This window comes from Rhodopseudomonas palustris, assembly GCF_003591005.1.
Taxonomy (GTDB): Bacteria; Pseudomonadota; Alphaproteobacteria; order Rhizobiales; family Xanthobacteraceae; genus Rhodopseudomonas; species Rhodopseudomonas palustris_K.
This window is the reverse complement of record NZ_QYYD01000007.1, coordinates 1-13,999: the sequence shown is the minus strand read 5'-3', so window position 1 is coordinate 13,999 and position 13,999 is coordinate 1. Positions and strand designations below refer to the sequence as shown.

At 65.4% G+C, this 13,999-nt stretch carries 11 protein-coding genes; 7 read left to right on the top strand and 4 right to left on the bottom strand.

What is annotated here, in order from left to right; translation table 11 throughout:
- Positions 1-185 precede the first annotated feature (185 nt).
- The 3 genes from acnA to D4Q52_RS08180 all read left to right on the top strand — a co-directional run bounded on the left by acnA (position 186) and on the right by D4Q52_RS08180 (position 4,548).
- Positions 186-2,903: an aconitate hydratase AcnA gene (acnA, locus tag D4Q52_RS08190; RefSeq protein ID WP_119856067.1), complete on the top strand. Its 2,718-nt coding sequence runs from the start codon at positions 186-188 to the stop codon at positions 2,901-2,903.
- 154 nt (positions 2,904-3,057) lie between these two features.
- Positions 3,058-3,816 carry a DUF1223 domain-containing protein gene (locus D4Q52_RS08185; protein ID WP_182915270.1) on the top strand — a complete coding sequence of 253 codons (759 nt, stop codon included), beginning with the start codon at positions 3,058-3,060 and terminating at the stop codon, positions 3,814-3,816.
- Between the two features lie 363 nt (positions 3,817-4,179).
- On the top strand, positions 4,180-4,548 hold the full coding sequence (locus D4Q52_RS08180) for a DUF2794 domain-containing protein (RefSeq protein ID WP_119856065.1): 369 nt from the start codon (positions 4,180-4,182) through the stop codon (positions 4,546-4,548).
- A 182-nt stretch (positions 4,549-4,730) separates the two neighbouring features.
- Here the strand turns inward: D4Q52_RS08180 and D4Q52_RS08175 are convergent, their stop codons facing one another.
- The 4 genes from D4Q52_RS08175 to D4Q52_RS08160 form a co-directional block, all read right to left on the bottom strand.
- Positions 4,731-5,270 (bottom strand): GNAT family N-acetyltransferase, encoded by a 540-nt coding sequence (locus D4Q52_RS08175; RefSeq protein WP_119856064.1) that lies wholly within the window; start codon positions 5,268-5,270, stop codon positions 4,731-4,733.
- A 222-nt stretch (positions 5,271-5,492) separates the two neighbouring features.
- Positions 5,493-6,284, bottom strand: coding sequence for a Bax inhibitor-1/YccA family protein (locus D4Q52_RS08170; RefSeq protein WP_119856063.1), 792 nt, complete (start codon positions 6,282-6,284; stop codon positions 5,493-5,495).
- 329 nt (positions 6,285-6,613) lie between these two features.
- Complete coding sequence (locus D4Q52_RS08165) at positions 6,614-9,184, bottom strand: ABC transporter permease (protein ID WP_119856062.1); 2,571 nt, start codon at positions 9,182-9,184, stop codon at positions 6,614-6,616.
- Between the two features lie 139 nt (positions 9,185-9,323).
- Positions 9,324-10,064 carry an ABC transporter ATP-binding protein gene (locus D4Q52_RS08160; RefSeq protein ID WP_119856061.1) on the bottom strand — a complete coding sequence of 247 codons (741 nt, stop codon included), beginning with the start codon at positions 10,062-10,064 and terminating at the stop codon, positions 9,324-9,326.
- A gap of 76 nt (positions 10,065-10,140) precedes the next feature.
- On the opposite strand from D4Q52_RS08160, the gene D4Q52_RS08155 reads away from it, so the two are divergent.
- The 4 genes from D4Q52_RS08155 (at position 10,141) to mdh (ending at position 13,852) form a co-directional block, all read left to right on the top strand.
- A complete protein-coding gene (locus tag D4Q52_RS08155) occupies positions 10,141-10,758 on the top strand; it encodes an arylesterase (RefSeq protein WP_234831120.1) in 618 nt (205 codons plus the stop codon).
- Between the two features lie 191 nt (positions 10,759-10,949).
- Positions 10,950-11,516: an RNA 2',3'-cyclic phosphodiesterase gene (gene thpR, locus D4Q52_RS08150; protein WP_119856059.1), complete on the top strand. Its 567-nt coding sequence runs from the start codon at positions 10,950-10,952 to the stop codon at positions 11,514-11,516.
- A gap of 57 nt (positions 11,517-11,573) precedes the next feature.
- Positions 11,574-12,752, top strand: a complete 1,179-nt coding sequence (gene zapE, locus D4Q52_RS08145) for a cell division protein ZapE (protein WP_119856058.1) — start codon at positions 11,574-11,576, stop codon at positions 12,750-12,752.
- A gap of 131 nt (positions 12,753-12,883) precedes the next feature.
- The gene (gene mdh, locus D4Q52_RS08140) at positions 12,884-13,852 is read left to right on the top strand and encodes a malate dehydrogenase (protein ID WP_119856057.1); all 969 of its coding nucleotides are present in this window, start codon (positions 12,884-12,886) and stop codon (positions 13,850-13,852) included.
- The last annotated feature ends 147 nt before the right edge of the window (positions 13,853-13,999 follow it).

Below are 13,999 nucleotides of genomic sequence, written 5' to 3'. Positions count from 1 at the left end.
GGTTCGTCTTGCTCATAAACGATGCCGCCGCTAGTCATTGTCGAACTGGCGGTGCATCTGGAAAGGTTCTATAAGCCGGAACTTGATGCAGCACACCATCGACGCTCGCAAGCCGAACTGCTTCTCGTTCTGGCGTCGGCCCGCCGCCTGCCCATCGACAACGAAAAATCCTGGGACCGCCTTACATGACCTCGCTCGACAGCTTCAAATGCCGGAAGATCCTCAAGGTCGGCAGCAAGTCTTACGTCTATTACAGCCTGCCCACCGCCGAGAAGAACGGCCTGAAAGGCATCTCCCGCCTGCCGTATTCAATGAAGGTGCTGCTGGAAAACCTGCTGCGTAACGAGGACGACCGCACCGTCAAGAAGGCCGACATCATGGCGGTCGCCAAATGGATGCGGAAGAAGCAGCTCGAGCACGAAATCGCCTTCCGTCCGGCGCGCGTGCTGATGCAGGATTTCACCGGCGTTCCGGCGGTGGTCGATCTGGCGGCGATGCGCAACGCCATGCAGGCGCTCGGCGGCGACGCCGAGAAGATCAACCCGCTGGTCCCGGTCGATCTCGTCATCGACCATTCGGTGATCGTCAACTTCTTCGGTGACAACAAGGCGTTCAGCAAAAACGTCGCCGAGGAATACAAGCAGAACCAGGAGCGCTACGAGTTCCTGAAGTGGGGCCAGAAGGCGTTCTCGAACTTCTCCGTCGTGCCGCCCGGCACCGGCATCTGCCACCAGGTCAATCTCGAATACCTGGCGCAGACGGTCTGGACCAAGAAGGAGAAGATGACGATCGGCCGCACCAAGGGCACGTTCGAAGTCGCCTATCCGGATTCGCTGGTCGGCACCGATTCGCACACCACCATGGTCAACGGCCTCGCCGTGCTCGGCTGGGGCGTCGGCGGCATCGAGGCGGAAGCCGCGATGCTCGGCCAGCCGCTGTCGATGCTGCTGCCCGAAGTGGTCGGCTTCAAGCTCAAGGGCGCCCTCAAGGAAGGCGTCACCGCCACCGACCTGGTGCTCACCGTCACCCAGATGCTGCGCAAGCAGGGCGTGGTCGGCAAGTTCGTTGAATTCTTCGGCCCCGGCCTCGACCACCTCTCGGTCGCCGACAAATCGACCATCGCCAACATGGCGCCGGAATATGGCGCGACCTGCGGCTTCTTCCCGGTCGATACCGAAACCCTCGACTATCTGAAGACCACGGGCCGCGCTTCGGCGCGCGTCGCGCTGGTCGAGAAATACGCCAAGGCTCAGGGCCTGTTCCGCACCTCGGCGTCGCCGGATCCGGTGTTCACCGTGACGCTGACGCTGGACCTCGCCAAGGTCGAGCCGTCGATGGCCGGTCCGAAGCGCCCCGAAGGCCGCATCGCGCTGTCGGGCGTGTCCGAAGGCTTCGCCGCCGCGATGGAGACCGAATACAAGAAGGCGCTGGACGGCACGCGCTACAAGGTCGACGGCAAGAACTTCGACCTCGGTCACGGCGACGTGGTGATCGCCGCCATCACCTCCTGCACCAACACCTCGAACCCCAGCGTGCTGATCGGCGCCGGCCTCCTGGCCCGCAACGCCGCCGCCAAGGGCCTGAAGTCGGCCCCGTGGGTGAAGACCTCGCTGGCGCCGGGCTCGCAGGTCGTCGCCGAGTATCTGGCGAATTCGGGTCTGCAGAAGGACCTCGACAAGGTCGGCTTCAACCTGGTCGGCTTCGGCTGCACCACCTGCATCGGCAACTCCGGCCCGCTGCCGGAAGAGATATCGAAGTCGATCAACGACAACAGCATCGTCGCCGCCGCCGTGCTGTCGGGCAACCGCAACTTCGAAGGCCGCGTCTCGCCGGACGTGCAGGCCAACTACCTGGCGTCGCCGCCGCTGGTGGTCGCCTATGCGCTGGCCGGCACCGTCACCAAGAACCTGGCGGTCGAGCCGATCGGCACCGGCAAGGACGGCCAGCCGGTGTATTTGAAGGACATCTGGCCGACCACCAAGGAGATCAACGCCTTCGTCAAGAAGTACGTGACCTCGAAGGTGTTCAAGTCGCGCTACGCCGACGTGTTCAAGGGCGACACCAACTGGCGCAAGATCAAGACGGTCGACAGCGAGACCTACAAGTGGAACATGAGCTCGACCTACGTGCAGAACCCGCCGTATTTCGAGGGCATGAAGATGCAGCCGGAGCCGATCGTCGACGTTGTCGACGCCCGCATCCTGGCGCTGTTCGGCGACAAGATCACCACCGACCACATCTCGCCCGCCGGCTCGATCAAGCTGACCTCGCCGGCCGGCAAGTATCTGTCGGAGCACCAGGTGCGCCCGGCGGACTTCAATCAGTACGGCACGCGGCGTGGTAACCACGAAGTCATGATGCGCGGCACCTTCGCCAACATCCGCATCAAGAACTTCATGCTCAAGGGCGCCGACGGCAACATCCCGGAAGGCGGCCTGACCAAGCATTGGCCGGACGGCGAGCAGATGTCGATCTACGACGCCGCGATGAAGTACCAGGCCGAGAAGGTGCCGCTCGTGGTGTTCGCCGGCGCCGAATACGGCAACGGTTCGTCGCGCGACTGGGCCGCCAAGGGCACCCGCCTGCTCGGCGTCCGCGCCGTGATCTGCCAGAGCTTCGAGCGCATCCACCGTTCGAACCTGGTCGGCATGGGCGTGCTGCCGCTGACCTTCGAAGAGGGCACCTCGTGGTCGTCGATCGGCCTCAAGGGCGACGAGACGGTCACCATCAAGGGCCTGCAGGGCGATCTCAAGCCGCGGCAGATGCTCGAGGCGGAGATCAAGTCGTCGGCCGGCAAGGTGTCGCGCGTGCCACTGCTCTGCCGGATCGATACGCTCGACGAACTCGAGTACTATCGCAACGGCGGCATCCTGCATTACGTGCTGCGCAAGCTCGCCGCCTGAGGCGCAAGCGCACCACCAAAGTTGCACAAAAGCCTCACTGCGAAGTGAGTGGCGGGTGAACGGAAGGCGGCCTATGCAAAGGGCCGCCTTTTGGTTTTCAAGGCACTCCCGAGCGGCGGCGCATAGCCGTCGCCTGCTCCCGGTAAAGGCGACGATGATCCAAGTTCCTGGCTTTTCGCGATGGTCCGGCGCTTTCGCGGCATGCGCCCTGATCGCGACGACGCATGCGTCGGCCGCTGGCGCGCCGCGCGCAGTGGTCGAGCTTTTCACCTCGCAGGGCTGCTCGTCGTGCCCGCCGGCCGACAAGATCATCGGCGATCTCGCCAAGGACCCCTCGGTGATCGCGCTGAGCCTGCCGATCGATTACTGGGACTATCTCGGCTGGAAGGATACGCTGGCGGATGCTCGCTTCAGCGCGCGCCAGAAAGCGTACTCGCAGATGCGCGGCGACCGCGACGTCTACACCCCGCAGGTCGTGGTCAACGGCTCGGCGCATCTGGTCGGCAGCAACCGCAGCGGCATCGAGGAGGCCATCAAGACCACCCATACCGGCGCCGGCATCATGACAGTGCCGGTGACGATGGCGGTCAATGGCAAGGAGATCAAGGTTTCGGTCTCCGCGGCGCCGAACGGCGCCAGCGTCCAGCAGGGCGAGGTGTGGATCTGCGCGGTGTCCAAAGCGGTGTCGATTGCGATCGACCGCGGCGAGAACCGCGGCCGCGAGGTCACCTATCACAACGTCGTCCGCAATCTCTTGAAGGTCGGCGACTGGACCGGCGCGGCCGGCAGCTGGTCGGTGCCGCTTGAGAATATCGCCCATGAGGGCGTCGATGCGGCCGCCGTCTACGTTCAGGACGGCAGTCGGGATCGGCCTGGCCCGATGCTTGGGGCGGCGTTCTCGTCTTTACGCTGAGGGCGTTTCGCTCGCAGCTGGGGCTGCATCACCCACATACCGAAAAACAAAAAGGACCAACTTTCGTCGGTCCAGGTTGGGGATTCGGCTGCTGCGCAGGCTCGGTCTCGACTGCCTCGGGGGGCTGGGGGCTGAGGAATCCGAAGCCGAAGAAACCGAGCCAACGCAGTGTACGTAACCTCGCAGCACCGGTGGGCTAACGCTGGGCGAAATTCGGGCGGTAATAAGATTCGTTTTAACGATGCCGTGAGGGTGGCCGGCCGGACGGGCACCATGCCGGCGACACGCTATTTCCTGCTTTCGGTCCCCTTGCGGCGCACCCTGGTCGGCGCAATCATGTCGCCCCAGTGACAGGAGGCGCCAATGAGCTTGACTTCCGGGGAGGGCGATCCCAGCGAGAGCCGTGCAGCGGAGCGCCAGGGCGTCGCTCCGCTGCCGCCCAGCGTGACCTTCAATCGCCTCGAACTCAACCGCATCCTCAACCTCTACGGGCGGATGGTCGCTGAGGGCGAGTGGCGTGACTATGCCATCGACTTCCTCAAGGATCAGGCGGTGTTCTCAATCTTCCGCCGTGCCTCCGAAGTACCGCTCTACCGCATCGTCAAGGACCCGCGCCTGGCGCGCAAACAGGGCGCCTACAGTGTGGTCGGCGCCAGCGGGCAAATCCTCCGCCGCGGCCACGAGCTCGATCGCGTCCTGCTGGTGATCGACCGCAAGCTGGCGCTGGTTTGAGGTCTGTCTGGACCGGCGCCCACATTGTCTGGAAGGCCGGCCCCAAGTAGTGCCGGTCATCGCCCGGCTCGTCCGGGCGACCCAGTATCCCAGAGCGTTCGTGTTACTCGCTTACGCCCTGGAATATTGGGCCCTCCGCTTTCGCGAAGGGTGACGGCTGAGAGTGGCGCTGACGCCGCAATCTAAACTCCGCTCTGCTCCGGCACGCTCCCCCCGCCATCCCCCAGCGCCCGCTGCATCATCACGGTATCGAGCCAGCGGCCGAATTTGAGGCCGACGTTGCGATGGGTGCCGATCAGCTCGAAGCCGGTCTTGCGGTGCAGGCCGATCGAGCCGGCGTTGGCGGAATCACCGATTACCGCGATCATCTGGCGAAAGCCACGCGCCTCGCACTGGACGATCAGCTCGCGCAATAGCGCAGTGCCGACGCCGCGGCGATGTGCGGCCGGCGCCAGATATACCGAGTTCTCGACGGTGAACCGGTAGGCCGGCCGCGGCCGGTACGGGCCCGCATAGGCATAGCCGCAGACTTTGCCCTGCAGCAACGCCACCAGATAAGGAAAGCCGCCGCCGATCAGCGTCTCGAACCGCCGCGTCATCTCGGCGAGGTCCGGCGGCGTCAGCTCGAACGTCGCGGTCCCGGTGCGCACCGCCTCGTCGTAGATGGCGGTGATGGCGAGAAGGTCGGCGGGCGTCGCCGGGCGGACGAGAAGGTTGGACATGCAGAATTGACTCGAAGCGGATCGCCAATATCTGCCGTCATACGCGGGCTTGACCCGCGTATCCATCTTCTTCGAAAAGATCGATCGCCGGGCCAAGCCCGGCGATGACGGCCTTCAACTTGTGAGGCGCCGTGCATTTCCGCTGGTGTGGAAGTCGGTCCCACCCAACAAAAAAGCCCCGGCACGAGGCCGGGGCTTTGATGGTCGGCACCGGAGAGGTGCTTACTCCTTCTGTCCGAGCAACTGCAGCAGCAGCGTGAACAGGTTGATGAAGTTCAGGTACAGCGACAGCGCGCCGGTGATCGCCGCACGCTCGGCGACTTCGCCGCCCTGCGACGCGTAGCCGTAGATGTAGTCGTTCTTCAGCCGCTGGGTGTCGTAGGCGGTGAGGCCCGCGAACACCAGCACGCCGACCACCGACACGATGAACTGCAGCATCGACGAGGCAACGAACAGGTTCACCACGCTGGCGATGATGACGCCGAACAGGCCCATGATCAGGAACGAGCCCATGCCGGTCATGTCACGCTTGGTGGTGTAGCCGTAGAGGCTCAGCGCACCGAACGAGGCGGCGGTGATGAAGAACACCCGCACGATCGAGGTGTGAGTGTACACCAGGAAGATCGACGACAGCGAGATACCCATCAGGGCCGAGAATACCCAGAACAGGATCTGCGCGGTCTGCGGCTTCAGCCGGTTGATGCCGAACGAGATGGCGAACACCATCGCCAGCGGGGCGAGGATGAACACCCACTTCAGCGGGCTGACGAACATCGCCACGCCGAACGAGGTCAGCATGGTGTTGCCGACCCGCGCCGCGGCAGCGGTGCTGTCGGTAGTCACGGCGCCCATGTAGACGCCCAGAGCGGCCAGGCCGGTGATGGCCAGGCCGATCGTCATGTAGTTGTAGATGCGCAGCATATAGGCGCGCAGACCGGCATCCACGGTCGCGCTGTCGACGCGACCGGCGGCCCGGCCGAAGGGAGAGGCGTAGTTACGGTCCAAGTCCGACATGGTCGAGATCCTGCGTTGGTTCGGCCTCGCGAAGGGTGGCGGAGACCGATGAAAACTATCCGGACAGTGATGCGCGGCGGACGTTAAGTTCGGGTCACCAAACCCGATTACCCGTCCAGTCGCCGGCGTGCTGCCCGACCCATTCCGATATGTGGGAAACTAACACAATAGGGGCAAGGGTTTATGCGCGGCTGAATGTCGCTCCGCAGCATCAGGGTTAAGCCTCAGGCAGCGACTTTGGTCGCAGCCTGAGGGGTTCAGGCGCAGCCTTCGCGACGGCTGCCGGCTCTGTCCAATGATGGACGGAACGCCTTCCGCCGGACGGGTGATCAGAGATTCCGCAGCACGGTCGCGGGCTTCTGGCCGAGCGCCAACAGCGTCCCGATCAGCCCAAGCCCGACCGTCACGATCAGCGCCGCAGCGACCACGCCGGCCGCGGAACCGGCCTGCCAGACGAAGCTCAGCGACATCAATCGTGTGACGATGAGCCACGCGGCAATCGAGCCGGCAATGACCCCGAACACCGCGGTTGCCAGGCCGATCATCATGTATTCGAGCGCGAAGGCGCCGATCAGCCTGGCGCGCGTGGCGCCGAGCGTCTTCAGGATCACGGCGTCGTAGACGCGATGGCGATGGCCAGCGGCCAGCGCGCCGCCCAGCACCAGGATGGCCGAGATCAGCGTCACCGAACTGGCGCCGCGCACCGCCAGCGCCAGATTGCTGACCACGCCGCCGACCGTCTCCAGCGCCTCCTTGACCCGGACGGTCGTAACCATCGGGAATTTGTCCGCCACCTGCTTGATCAAGGCCGCGTCGCTCTCCGGCGTGCTGCCGGCTTCGGTCAGCGTGGCGATATGGGTGTGCGGCGCGCCGCGAAACGTGTTGGGCGAGAACACCAGCACGAAATTGATGCCGAGACTCTGCCAGTCGACACTGCGCAGATTGCTGATCGTGGCGCTGATCTCGCGGCCCAGCACGTTGACGGTGACCGGATCGCCGATTTTCAGGCCAAGCCCGTCGGCGAGTTTTTTGTCGAACGACACCAGCGGCTTGCCGCTGTAATCCTTGGGCCACCAATGGCCTTCGACGACTTTGGAGCCGGCCGGCAGATCGGTCGCATAGGTCAGCCCCCGGTCGCTTTGCAGCACCCATTCGGCGTCCTGGGCGGGCTTGAGATCTTCGGCACGCACGCCGCGCGCCGCGACAATCCGGCCGCGCAGCATCGGCACGTCCTCCAGCGTCGCCGTGGGAGCGACCTGTTTCAGAAACGAGCCGAACCGCTCGGTCTCGCTCGACGGAATGTCGATGAAGAAGAACGCCGGCGCCTTTTCGGGCAGCGCCGCGGTGAACTGCCGACGCAGATTGCCGTCGATCTGGGCGATCGTCACCAGCACCGCGAGGCCGAGGCCGAGCGACAGCACCACCGACGGCGTCAGCGCGCCGGGCCGGTGGATGTTGGCGACGGCGAGCCGCAGCATGGTGAGGCGCGAGCGTGGCAGCCGGCGCGCGATCGCCATCACGGCCGCGGCGACGCCGCGCAGCAGCACGAACACCAGCACCGAGGCGACCACGAAGGCGAGCGCGACACGCTTGTCGTAAGCCAGCCCGATCACCACCGCGAGCAGCAGCGCGATCACCGCGCCGATGCCGATGATGTAGCGTAGCCGTGGGCGGTGCGCGTCGGCGGTAGCGGCCTCGCGGAACAGCGTCGCGACCGGCACGTCGCGAACCTGCGCCAGCGGCCACAGTCCGAACGCCAGCGCGGTGAGCAGGCCGTAGATCAGCGACAGGCCGAGTTCGCCCCAATGCAGCGCCGGCACCACCGGCAGCGGCAGCAGCTTGCCGAACAGGCCGACGATGGCGAACGGCAGCGCGGCGCCGAGCGCCAGTCCGATCAGCGAGCCGATCGTCGCCAGCACCAGCACCTGCGTCAGATAGATCGCGAACACGTCGCGCCCGGTGGCGCCGAGCGCCTTGAACGAGGCGATCACGTCGCGGCGGCGGTCGATATGGCTCTTTACCGCATTGGCGACGCCGACGCCGCCGACCAGCAGGGCGGCGAGGCCGACCAAGGTGAGGAATTGCGTGAACCGGGTGATGGTGCGTTCGAGCTGCGGTGAGGCATTGCCGCGGCTGCGGATTTCCCAGCCGGCCTGCGGCAGCGCCGCCCGGGTGGCGTCGGCGAAGCGGATCGCCGCCTGATCGTCGGCGCGGTTGTCGGGCAGCCGCACCCGGTAGATCCAGCGCACCAGGCTGCCGGGCTGCAGCAGCTGCGTCGCGCGCAGCGCGTCCTCGCTGATCAAAAAGCGCGGTCCGAAGCCGACATTGCCGGCGAGCTTGTCCGGCTCGGCTTCCACCACGCTGCGGATCTGGAAATTGGCACTGCCGACGCTGACCCGGTCGCCGACCTTGAGTTCGAGCCGCGCCAGCAGCGCCGCATCGGCGGCGGCGCCGAACGCGCCGTCGCGCTCCGCCAACAGATCCGCGAGCGGCATCGGCGGCGCCAGCTTCAACTCGCCGAGCATCGGATAAAGATTGTCGACCGCCTTGATCTCGACCAGCGCCGACTGCCCGGCCGCCGTCCGCGCCATGCCGCGCATCGTCGCCGCCACCGATACCGGCGCCCGCTCGCGAAGGTAAGCCAGCTCCTGAGGCGTCGCCTCGCGTTGAATTAACGAGAACGCCACATCGCCGCCGAGCAGCGTGCGCCCCTCACGCGCCAGCCCTTCGCCGAGGCTCGCCGCTACCGAGCCGACCCCGGCGATCGCCATCACGCCGAGCGCAATGCAGGCGATGAACACGTAGAAGCCGTTCAGCCCGCCACGCATCTCGCGCAGCGCATAGCGGAACGGCAGGCCAAGGCGGCGAGGCCGTGTGACCGGTTCGGCAATGACGCTCATCGATGCTTGGCCTTCAAAATAGCCTCTCCGACATTGCGAGCGCAGCGAAGCAATCCATGCCCCGCGCGTAGCGCTGGATTGCTTCGCTGCGCTCGCAATGACGGGGCTGACGCTGTGCAAGGACGTAAAGAGCCGCCGCTCATGCCGAGGCTCGCTTGGCGCGGCCGGGCTGCGCGGTGTCGATGCGTCCGGAGCGCAACCTGATCACCCGGTCGCAGCGGTCGGCCAGGCCGGTGTCGTGGGTGACCAGCACCAGCGTCATGCCGCGTTCGGAATGCTTGGTGAACAACAGGTCGACGATCTGCCGCCCGGTCGCCTCGTCGAGATTGCCGGTCGGCTCGTCCGCCACCAGGATCGCCGGATCGGGCGCCAGCGCCCGCGCCAAAGCGACGCGCTGCTGCTCGCCGCCGGACAGCTGCGACGGGTAGTGATGCAGCCGCTCGCCGAGGCCGACCGAGGTGAGCTCGCGCGCGGCGCGCGCCGCGGCGTCGGCGGCGCCGGCCAGTTCGAGCGGCACCGCGACGTTCTCCAGCGCCGTCATGGTCGGAATCAGATGGAAGGATTGAAAGACGATTCCGACTTCGCGGCCGCGGAAGCGCGCCAACGCGTCCTCGCCGAGGCCATTGAAAGCCGTGCCGTTCACTACCACCTCACCGCTGTCGGGCCGCTCCAGCCCGGCCATGACCATCAGCAGGGTGGATTTGCCCGACCCCGACGGGCCGATCAGGCCGACCGCTTCGCCTTGGGCGACGCGCAGGCTGATATCCTTGAGGATGTGGACCCGCGCGGCGCCGCTGCCCAGCGATAGATTGACGTTCGAAATGGAGATGGTGTCAGGCTGATGGCCGGGCCGTGACGAGGGTTCGATGAAGCTGTCCATGGCTGCTGCATATGGCAATTGTTTCGTTGCGGTCGAGAGGCTTGGCCGCACGTTTGCGTGGGCGGTGGTTATCGGAATGCTGTCGATGATAGTGCCGGGCTCCGGCGTTTGGGCGCAAGAGACGCCTCCGTTGAAGGTGGTGGCGTTGGGCGACTCGCTGACAGCCGGTTACGGGCTACCAGCCGATGCGGCGTTCCCGGTCAAGCTGCAGAAGGCGCTCGCCGCCAAGGGCATTGCTACCACGATGATCAATGCCGGCGTGTCCGGCGATACCACCAGCGGCGGGTTGGAGCGGCTCGACTGGTCGGTGCCGCCGGACGCGGACGCGGTGATCCTCGAGCTTGGCGCCAATGACGCGCTGCGCGGCACCGATCCCAAGGTACCGCGGCAGGCGTTGGAGGAGATCCTGAAGCGGCTGAAGGCCCGCAACATTCCGGTGCTGCTCGCCGGCATGCTGGCACCGCCGAACTACGGACCAGACTACGCCCGCGAGTTCAACGCGATCTATCCGGACCTCGCCAAGCAGTACGGCGTGCCGCTCTATCCGTTCTTCCTGGACGGTGTCGCGGCGGTTTCGACGCTCAACCAGCCCGACGGCCTGCACCCGACCGCGGCGGGCGTCGACCGGGTGGTCGAGAACATTCTGCCCAGCGTCGAGGCATTTCTCCGAACGGTGGCTGAGCAGAAACGCTGAAAAATCGGCATAGTCTGCCTAAGGGCCGGACTGCCCTCAACTTTTTCAGCCTCCCAAAGTTGTCGAGGTAGCGTTGTTACACAAACCGGCTACACAATTGGTCAGTTGATTCGCCGGACGATTGCGGAGTGCAAAGTCCCGGACGTCAGGGACAGCCGCCGCCGCGATCGGGCCCAAAAAGGGGAGTTCCGATGCCGCGCCTGTTCACTGGACTGGAGATCCCCACCGACATCACTCAGACGCTGGCGATGCTGCGCGGCGGCCTGCCTGGCGCCCGTTGGGTGGAGCCGGAAAATTACCACCTGACGCTGCGGTTCATCGGCGATATCGACGGCGCCACCGCCAACGAGATCGCCTCGACGCTGTTCCGGGTCAATCGCAAGCCGTTCGAGGTGCAGCTGCAGGGTCTCTCGAGCTTCGGCGGCCGCAAACCTCGTGCGGTGGTGGCTTCAGTGGTCCCGTCCCGGCCCCTGCTGGAACTGCAGGCCGAATTGGAGCGACTGATGCAGCGGGTCGGGCTCGACCCGGAGGGGCGCAAATTCACCCCGCACGTCACCTTGGCGCGGCTGCGCGACGTCTCCTGCCAGGACGTCGCTCAATATCTGTCGATCCGAGGCTATTTCCCCACCCGCGCGTTTCGCGCGGAGCGCTTCGTGCTGTTCTCGTCGCGTGCGTCGACCGGCGGCGGGCCGTACGTGGTCGAGGCGCCCTACGAACTGAAATCCGCCGAAGACAGCCGGGTCCTGCGCACCGCATAGCTCTCAGCAACATTCAGTCCTTGCTTTTTGCAGCGCGGTGGGGCGGTAAGAACGTCCATGTCCGCCCCGCGCTCGTTCCGCCACCAATATCAATCGCTGGTCTCTTCCGGCGCCATCGAGGCCGATCCGGCCCAGGCCCGCGCCGTCGAGGCCTTCGCGGCGCTGGACATCCTGCTGGCCAGTTATAAGCCTCCGAAAAAGCAGGGTTTTCTCGGCCGGCTGTTCGGCGGAAGCGAGTCCGAGCCGCCGCAAGGGCTGTACGTTTACGGCGAAGTCGGTCGCGGCAAGACCATGCTGATGGACCTGTTCTTCGACGCCAGCCCAGTGGTGCACAAGCGCCGGGCGCATTTCCACGAATTCATGGCTGAAGCGCATGAGCGCATCAACGCGTTCCGGCAGAACATCAAGCGCGGCGAAATCCCCGACGGCGACGTCATCGCCCTGACGGCCGCGTCGATTTTCGACGAGGCGTGGCTGCTGTGCTTCGATGAGTTCCATGTCACGGACATTGCCGACGCGATGATCCTGTCGCGGCTGTTCGGCAAACTGTTCGAACTCGGCACCGTGGTGGTGGCGACCTCCAACGTTGCGCCCGACGACCTCTACAAAGGCGGCCTCAACCGGGCGCTGTTCGTGCCGTTCATCGGTCAGGTCAAGCAGCACATGCAGGTGATCCGGTTGGATGCGCGAACCGATTACCGGCTGGAAAAATTCGCCGGCATGAAGGTCTGGCTGACGCCTGACGACGTTGAGGCGACGGCGGCGCTCGACCGCGCCTGGAACCGCATCACCGGCAACGCGCCCGGTGCGCCGCGCGACATTTCGATCAAGGGGCGGCTGCTACACATTCCCAAAGCTGATCATCACGTCGCGCGCTTCACCTTCGCCGATCTATGCCAGAAGCCGCTCGGCGCTTCGGATTATTTGCGGCTGGCGCATGAGTACCACACGCTGATCATCGACCACATTCCGGTGATGGACTATGCCGACCGCAACGCCGCCAAGCGGTTCATCGCGCTGATCGACACGCTTTACGATAACGCCGTCAAGCTGATGGCCTCGGCGGCCGCGGAGCCGGCTGATCTTTACCGCGCCACCGACGGCTACGAGGCGATGGAATTCAACCGCACTGTCTCGCGGCTGATCGAAATGGGTTCGGAATCGTATCTGGCGCTGCCGCACGGGCGTAGTGACTCAGCCGCCACCGGCGCGACCACCGGCCTCGTCGAGACATGAGGAGCGGCTCTGGCAGGGCGGCTGGCCAAGAAATGAACGCAGCGCGACTTGAACGCTCCGGTCGAAAGAGATAACCACCCAAGCGGATTTCCCACCCCCTCCCTCCTTCGGGCTCAAAGGACTGTTTCCCCATGGCGCGTAACAAGATTGCTTTGATCGGCTCTGGTCAGATCGGCGGCACGCTGGCTCACATGATCGGGCTGAAAGAGCTCGGCGACGTGGTGATGTTCGACATTGCCGAGGGCGTGCCGCAGGGCAAGGCGCTCGACATCGCGGAATCCTCCCCGGTGGACGGCTTCGACTCCAATCTGACCGGCGCCAATTCCTACGAAGCAATCGAAGGCGCCAACGTGGTGATCGTCACCGCCGGCGTGCCGCGCAAGCCGGGCATGAGCCGCGATGATCTGCTCAGCATCAACCTGAAGGTGATGGAGCAGGTCGGCGCCGGTATCAAGAAGTACGCCCCCGACGCGTTCGTCATCTGCATCACCAATCCGCTCGACGCCATGGTGTGGGCGCTGCAGAAGGCCTCGGGCCTGCCGGCCAAGAAGGTCGTCGGCATGGCCGGCGTGCTCGACTCGGCGCGCTTCCGCTACTTCCTGGCCGACGAATTCAACGTTTCGGTCGAAGACGTCACCGCCTTCGTGCTCGGCGGCCATGGCGACACCATGGTGCCGCTGGTGAAGTATTCGACCGTCGCCGGCATTCCGCTGCCCGACCTGGTGAAGATGGGCTGGACCTCGCAGGCGCGGCTCGACGAGATCGTCGACCGCACCCGCAACGGCGGCGCCGAGATCGTCAACCTGCTCAAGACCGGCTCGGCGTTCTACGCGCCCGCCGCCTCGGCGATCCAGATGGCCGAGAGCTATCTGAAGGACAAGAAGCGGGTGCTGCCGGTCGCGGCGCACCTCACCGGCGAATACGGCGTCAAGGACATGTATGTCGGCGTGCCGGTGGTGATCGGCTCCAAGGGTGTCGAGCGCATCGTCGAGATCGAACTGGCCGGCAAGGACCGCGAGGCGTTCGACAAGTCGGTCGGCGCCGTGCAGGGCCTGGTCGACGCCTGCAAGAAGATCGCCCCCGACCTGCTGGGGCACTGAGGACCTGAACTGACCGTGGCGCGCTCCGCCAAGGGGCGCGGCCCAACTGCACCGGGGGGGTGCGATGTGGGGGGGGGGCATAGATGTAATTGCACCCATAACAGGGCCAAGCGGGGGTGGGGGGCTTTGGGGGTGCGGTGTGGGCCG

Coding starts and splice junctions, on each gene's coding strand:
- acnA (WP_119856067.1), top strand. CDS start 186: ATGACCTCGCTCGACAGCTTCAAATGCCGGAAGATCCTCAAGGTCGGC.
- D4Q52_RS08185 (WP_182915270.1), top strand. CDS start 3,058: ATGATCCAAGTTCCTGGCTTTTCGCGATGGTCCGGCGCTTTCGCGGCA.
- D4Q52_RS08180 (WP_119856065.1), top strand. CDS start 4,180: ATGAGCTTGACTTCCGGGGAGGGCGATCCCAGCGAGAGCCGTGCAGCG.
- D4Q52_RS08175 (WP_119856064.1), bottom strand. CDS start 5,270: ATGTCCAACCTTCTCGTCCGCCCGGCGACGCCCGCCGACCTTCTCGCC.
- D4Q52_RS08170 (WP_119856063.1), bottom strand. CDS start 6,284: ATGTCGGACTTGGACCGTAACTACGCCTCTCCCTTCGGCCGGGCCGCC.
- D4Q52_RS08165 (WP_119856062.1), bottom strand. CDS start 9,184: ATGAGCGTCATTGCCGAACCGGTCACACGGCCTCGCCGCCTTGGCCTG.
- D4Q52_RS08160 (WP_119856061.1), bottom strand. CDS start 10,064: ATGGACAGCTTCATCGAACCCTCGTCACGGCCCGGCCATCAGCCTGAC.
- D4Q52_RS08155 (WP_234831120.1), top strand. CDS start 10,141: ATGCTGTCGATGATAGTGCCGGGCTCCGGCGTTTGGGCGCAAGAGACG.
- thpR (WP_119856059.1), top strand. CDS start 10,950: ATGCCGCGCCTGTTCACTGGACTGGAGATCCCCACCGACATCACTCAG.
- zapE (WP_119856058.1), top strand. CDS start 11,574: ATGTCCGCCCCGCGCTCGTTCCGCCACCAATATCAATCGCTGGTCTCT.
- mdh (WP_119856057.1), top strand. CDS start 12,884: ATGGCGCGTAACAAGATTGCTTTGATCGGCTCTGGTCAGATCGGCGGC.